Below are 5837 nucleotides of genomic sequence, written 5' to 3'. Positions count from 1 at the left end.
CGCCAGGATCCGGCCAAGGATCAGCAACGACTGCTGCAGGTGCTGCCGTTCTGGCGCGATTACCTCAAGCATCGCGCCGCCGGTACCGAAGCGCTGGATGAACTGCGCTGGCTGATCGAAGAGTGGCGCGTGTCGCTGTTCGCGCAGGAGTTGAAGACGGCCGAGMCGGTCTCGGCCAAGCGCCTGATGCGCGCGCTGGAAAACCTCGCCTGAGTCATCATTTGTGGGAGCGCACCCTGTGCGCGACGCGTGAACATCGCCACGCCAATCGCGCACAGGGTGCGCTCCTACAGGCGAGATTTACTTCACGCGACTCATCGGCGCAGTGTCATTGCAACCGTCCACCGCCGCCATCCAGTTGCCCATCAGCGAGCGGCGGATGGCGATCTTCGGATTCTCGCTGGACATGCAGGACACGCGGGTGCTGTCGCTCTGCTGCCACACCTGGTTGTTGTCGAGGGTGACCTGGGTATGGCCGGTAAAGCCCGTGAACGAACCCTGCACATGCGCCTGCACCGGGCCGGCTTTTTCGGTGGTGGGATAGAACACCGGCTTGCCGCTCTGGTCGACCACCTTGGTCACGACCTTGCCGTGTCCGCTCAGCCAGTTGTCGAGGTTGCTCAGTTCATCCGGCGACAGTTTGTCCAGGCCCGCCGCCTTGAATTCCTCCGGCGACATGCGCTGCTGCAGCGGTACGTACTGGTCGGCAGCGAAAGCGACGGAGGGAACGGCGAGAGCGACACTCATCAGCAACAGCAGCGAACGGGCCAGACGCATGGGGTAGTCCTCTAGGGGCAAGGGGTGAAGCGTTGCTGGCGCAGCATACACGGCATGAATCGCCGGTTCATGCAGGCGCCGGGAAACCAGGGTGACTGCACTAGGGACGCTCTGGCCTATTGCACATGGGCGTCACCGTCTCTGTCTGCCCGCAGATGGGTGTTGCGACGACGAAGGCAGGCTGGTGGCCTGTCGAGTCGGCGCGACGCACAGCTGCGGGCAGACAGAGACGGCCCTCCGGGTGATCTCCAGAGCGTCCCTAGAATAGCCGCATGGTTCAAGCCGTCCTCCATGCAAGCTCGGGTCTCGCCGAGTGGCGCGAACGCGCCGGCAGCGTGCCGCCCGTGCTGGGCGAGGCGCTGGACACGTGCGCGGTGCTGCCCATGAACCAGGCCGAATGCGTCGACGTGCTGGAGCTGCTGGCCATGCTGGGCTGCGATGCCCAGACCCAGGCCGCCGCCCTCTGGTTCGAGGTGTCGCGGATCGATCCGGCCCTGTGGGCCTTGCGCGAGGCCGGGCTGCCGCCCGAGCTGCAACGGCTGGTCAGCGGCCAGCTCGCCGCGGAAAAAGTATGGGCGCTGCATGCCCAGCACGGCACCGACCGTGGCGCCGAAGGGCTGCGCCGCCTGTTGCTGGCGATCATCCGTGACTTGCGCGTGGTGTTCATCCTGCTGGCACGCCAGCTGGCGCACATGCGCGCGGCGAGCAGCCTGCCGGACAACGAGCGCCAGGAGCTGGCGCGCCTCACGCAGGACATCCACGCACCGCTGGCCAATCGCCTCGGTATCTGGCAGTTGAAGTGGGAGCTGGAGGATCTGGGCTTCCGCTACCTGCAACCGGAAACCTACAAGCGCATTGCGCGGCTATTGGACGAACGTCGCGTCGATCGCGAAGACTTCATCCGAGAATCGCTGGATGCATTGCAGGGCTCGCTGGCGGCGGCCGGCATCCGCGCCGAACTCGCCGGCCGGCCGAAACACATCTATTCGATCTGGAAGAAGATGCAGCGTAAGGCGCTGGAGTTCTCCGATCTCTACGACATCCGCGCCATTCGCGTGCTGGTGGATTCGGTTGGCGATTGCTACGGCGCGCTCGGCGTGGTGCATACGCTGTGGCCGCATCTGCCGGGTGAGTTCGACGATTACATCGCGCGCCCCAAGGGCAACGACTATCGCTCGCTGCATACGGCGGTGATCGGGCCGCGCGGCAAGACGCTGGAAGTGCAGATCCGCACGCACGAGATGCACCGCATCAACGAGCTTGGCGTGGCCGCGCACTGGCGCTACAAGGAAGGCGGCGCCGGCGACAGCGAGTTCGAGGCGAAGATCGCCTGGATGCGCCGCCTGCTGGAACCGCGTCCGGACAGCGAAGGCGATCTGGCCGCCGAACTGCATACCGAGTTGCTGGAAGATCGCGTCTACGTGCTCACGCCCAAGGGCGAAGTGGTAGACCTGCCTCACGGCGCCACGGTGCTGGATTTCGCTTATCACGTGCACACCGAGGTGGGTCATCGCTGCCGCGGGGCCAAGGTCAACGGACGGATCGTGCCGCTGACGTTCCAGCCTTCCAGTGGCGATCGCATCGAGGTGCTGACGGCGAAAGTGGCCGAGCCCAGTCGTGACTGGCTGTCCTCGCATCACGGTTATCTGCATACCTCGCGCGCCAAGGAAAAAGTGCGCACGTGGTTCCGTCGCATTGCGCACGATGCCAATCTCGCCGCCGGGCGTGCGATCTTCGAAAAGGAGATCAAGCGGCTTGCGCTGCCCGCAGCGGACCTGGGCAAGTTGCCCGCGCATTTCCATCTGAAGACGCACGACGAATTACTGGTGGCGCTGGCGCTCGGCGACGTGGCGCCTGGCCAGATCGCACGCGTGTTGCAAGAAGCGGCAGCGCCACCGCCTGCCGCGCCGCCGCCCTCGGCTGCCGCGCAGGCAAGGCAGGCGCTGCGCGATCACAGCGCGCTGAGCATCGAGGGTGTCGGCAACCTGCTCACCACGCTTGCACGCTGCTGCCAGCCATTGCCCGGTGATCCGGTGCGCGGCTTTGTGACGCGCGGCCGCGGCGTGTCCGTGCATCGTGCCGATTGCGCCAGCCTGGCACGGCTGGCGCGGCGCGATCCGGATCGGGTGATCGAGGTGGAGTGGGGCAAGGCTGCCGCCCGGGCCTATGAAGTGGACATCGAGTTGAGCGGCTATGACCGCAAAGGCTTGCAGAAGGACGTCACCAGCCTGATCAGCAACATGGGCACGCACATCATCGCCTCGTCCAGCCGGCTGCTGGGCCACACCGGCGAAGTGGAGATGCGCTTCACCCTGCGTGTACGCGACTTCGAACAGCTGTCGGGCCTGCTGAGCCGGCTGGTGGCGCTGCCCAACGTGGTCGACGCACGCCGCGTCAGCGGAGCCTGAACACTGCGCGTTCTCAACCGGGAGCGGTAGCGGCGCAATGTTAAGCTGCCCACGTTAACCCACCTTCGTGAACCCATGAACGGACGCAAAGACCAGCACGACCACGGGGTGTCGGGCCGCACCGAGCCCACCCTTGGCAACCTCGACAGCCTGGACGGGCCGGCGCCCCAGTCCCGGGAGGACGACGGGCTGCCCAAGTTCACGCTGGATCCCGACCTGCGTCGCGGCGGGTCGTCGCGCCCGCCGGTGCATCGTCCCAAGCGCCGGGGCTGGATGGTGCCGGTGGTAGTGCTGATTGCCATCGGCATCGGTACCTCGCTGTGGATCGGCCAGGACAGGCTGCGCGGCTTGGTGCCGAACACCGAACTGGACGGCATCCTGGGGCGCGCGGAAACGGCGCTGCAGGAAGGCCATCTGGATGGCAACGACGGCAGCAGCGCGCGTGAGTTGTTCGAAGCGGCGCGTGCCCTCCAGCCGGACAACGACCGCGCCCGCGACGGGCTGCGCAATGTGGGGCAGGCCGAGATCGCGCGAGCGGATGCCGCACTGCAGGCCCACAAGCTGGACGAAGCGGATCAGGCGCTCACCGCGGCGCGCGAACTGCTCGGTGGCGGCAGCGATGTCGATCGGCTGACCCAGGCCTTGGCGGCGGCGCGCAACGGTGCGGTGCCTACTGATCGCCTGGTGGATCAGGCCCAGCAGGCGTTCGCCGCGGGCAAGCTCGAAGGAGACGATGGCGCAGGCGAGCTGTATCGCCGCGTGCTGGCGGCCGATCCCAACAACGCCGTGGCCAAGCATGGCCTGGAACAGGTCGGCGACGCGATCGCCGGCCAGGTACACAAGGCGCTCGATGCAGGCGATCGCGCGCAGGCGGCGACCCTGGTCGATCGTCTCGCCGTGCTGCTGCCCAATTACGCGGAACTGCCCGCGCTGCGTGCGGCGCTGGTGCAAGAGAACCAGCAGAACAACGGCGCCCTCAGCGATGCCATCAAGCAAGGCCAGGACGCGTTGCGCGATGGCCGCATCGTGGGTCCCGGCGAGGACACCGCGCTGGCGCACTTCAAGGCGGCGCTGGCGATCGATCCGGACAACGCCGATGCCAAGGCCGGCATGGGCCAGGTCGCGCAGGCGCTGATCGTGCAGGCCAATGCCGCCGCCGAAAACGCCGACCCTGCGCATGCGCGCCAGTTGCTGGATCAGGCAGCAGCCATCGCGCCGCATTCGGCCGACCTGGCGGCGGCGCGTGCCCGCATCGGTGGCGAAGGGCGCAAAGCAAACTCAGCGCAGGTCGCCAACGACATCGCCAGCGATGTCGCAGCCGACAGCAACGACAACCTGCAGCATCCGCCGCTCACGCCGCAGCAAAGCGCTGAACTGGCCCGCACCATCCAGCGCGCCGATGCGGCCGCGCGGCAGGGCAACCTTATGCTGCCCCCGGGCGAGAGCGCCTATGACCTCTACCGCCAGGCCCTGGCCATGGACGGCAACAATGAAGCGGCGCGTCACGGGCTGGAGTCGCTGTCCGGCGTGGCCGTCCAGCAGTTCAACCAGGCGCTGGCCAGCGGCAATCTTCCAGCCGCAGGCAATCGACTCGCCGACCTGGCCGATCTCTCGCCGGGCAGCGCCAGCCAGGGCGAGCTGCGTAACCGTCTCGCCGGTGCATGGATGGACCAGGCCGAACGGGAATTGCAGAACGGCGATCGCGCCAGCGCGGCGCAGGCGCTCGATAGCRCACGCAAGCTTGCACCCGGCAATCCGCGCCTGGCGACGTTGACGGCGCGCCTGCAATCGGGCGGCTGATATGACGGTGCTTGTGTTCGGGGCCAGCAGTCAGATTGGCCATTTCCTGCTGCCGCGGCTGCGTGCGCGTGGCGAATCGGTGCTCGCCCTGAGTCGCCAGTCGCGGCCGGCGCAAGCCGGCGTCCATTGGCTGCAAGGTGCGCTGCCCGGCCCGCTCTTCGACGTGGGCCGCCCCACGGCCGTGATCAACTTCGGCCCGCTGAATCTGTTTGCCCAATGGCTGGCGTCGGCCGGGCTGCCGGCGGCCACGCGCGTCATCGCCACCAGTTCGATGAGCGCCGAGTCCAAGCAGGCCTCGGATGTGCCCGCCGAGCGCGAGCTCTCGCAGTCGCTGCGCGATGGCGAACTTGCCGTCGCCGCCGCATGCGACCGCCAAGGCATGCCTTGGACTATTTTCCGGCCGACGCTCATCTATGGCGCCGGCATCGACAAGAGCCTGACGCCGATCGCGCGTCGCGCCAGTCGGCTGCACATCTTTCCGCTGCCGGCCGGCAGCGGCCTGCGCCAGCCGGTGCATGCGGACGATATTGCCGCCGCCGTGGTGGCTGCCCTCGATCATCCCGAAGCGGCTGGCTTGATCGTGCCGCTGGGTGGCGGCGAACGGCTCACCGCGGGTGAGATGTTCGCGCGCGTGCGCCGCAGCCTGACCACGTCCACCGTGCCGGTGCCGATTCCGGCCACGCTGCTGCGCCTGGGACGCTACGCCGTGCCGCGTCTGCGCGGCCCGTTGACACGGTTGGAAGCCGACCTGATCGCCGACAACAGCGATTTGCAACGGCTGCTGGGCGTCTCGCCCCGTCCGTTCCGGCCCGACGCAACCTGCTGGGAACCGCAGCCCCCTTTGTAGGAGCG

The 5837-nt window shown here is 67.5% G+C and carries 5 protein-coding genes; 4 read left to right on the top strand and 1 reads right to left on the bottom strand.

Annotated features, from left to right (window positions below; translation table 11 throughout):
* The coding region (locus AC1DMG_RS19070) for a DUF3418 domain-containing protein (RefSeq protein ID WP_477180912.1) at positions 1 to 213 on the top strand (213 nt) is incomplete at its 5' end.
* 87 nt (positions 214 to 300) lie between these two features.
* On the opposite strand, the gene AC1DMG_RS19065 is transcribed toward AC1DMG_RS19070, so the two are convergent.
* On the bottom strand, positions 301 to 777 hold the full coding sequence (locus AC1DMG_RS19065; RefSeq protein WP_477176226.1) for a hypothetical protein: 477 nt from the start codon (positions 775 to 777) through the stop codon (positions 301 to 303).
* A gap of 272 nt (positions 778 to 1049) precedes the next feature.
* On the opposite strand from AC1DMG_RS19065, the gene AC1DMG_RS19060 reads away from it, so the two are divergent.
* From AC1DMG_RS19060 to AC1DMG_RS19050, 3 genes are all read left to right on the top strand, one after another.
* Positions 1050 to 3185: a RelA/SpoT family protein gene (locus AC1DMG_RS19060; RefSeq protein ID WP_477176225.1), complete on the top strand. Its 2136-nt coding sequence runs from the start codon at positions 1050 to 1052 to the stop codon at positions 3183 to 3185.
* Between the two features lie 75 nt (positions 3186 to 3260).
* Positions 3261 to 4985 (top strand): tetratricopeptide repeat protein, encoded by a 1725-nt coding sequence (locus AC1DMG_RS19055; RefSeq protein ID WP_477180911.1) that lies wholly within the window; start codon positions 3261 to 3263, stop codon positions 4983 to 4985.
* Position 4986: 1 nt separating this feature from the next.
* Complete coding sequence (locus AC1DMG_RS19050) at positions 4987 to 5832, top strand: SDR family oxidoreductase (protein ID WP_477176224.1); 846 nt, start codon at positions 4987 to 4989, stop codon at positions 5830 to 5832.
* Positions 5833 to 5837 lie beyond the last annotated feature (5 nt).

The sequence above is a fragment of the Dyella sp. 01N36 genome (genome assembly GCF_056399745.1).
The sequence above is the reverse complement of the archived record's forward strand: the minus strand, read 5'-3'. Positions and strand labels throughout refer to the sequence as shown.

What these genes read in the sequence shown, in the direction of transcription:
- AC1DMG_RS19065 (WP_477176226.1), bottom strand. Translation starts at nt 777, where the DNA reads ATGCGTCTGGCCCGTTCGCTGCTGTTGCTGATGAGTGTCGCTCTCGCC.
- AC1DMG_RS19050 (WP_477176224.1), top strand. Translation starts at nt 4,987, where the DNA reads ATGACGGTGCTTGTGTTCGGGGCCAGCAGTCAGATTGGCCATTTCCTG.
- AC1DMG_RS19060 (WP_477176225.1), top strand. Translation starts at nt 1,050, where the DNA reads ATGGTTCAAGCCGTCCTCCATGCAAGCTCGGGTCTCGCCGAGTGGCGC.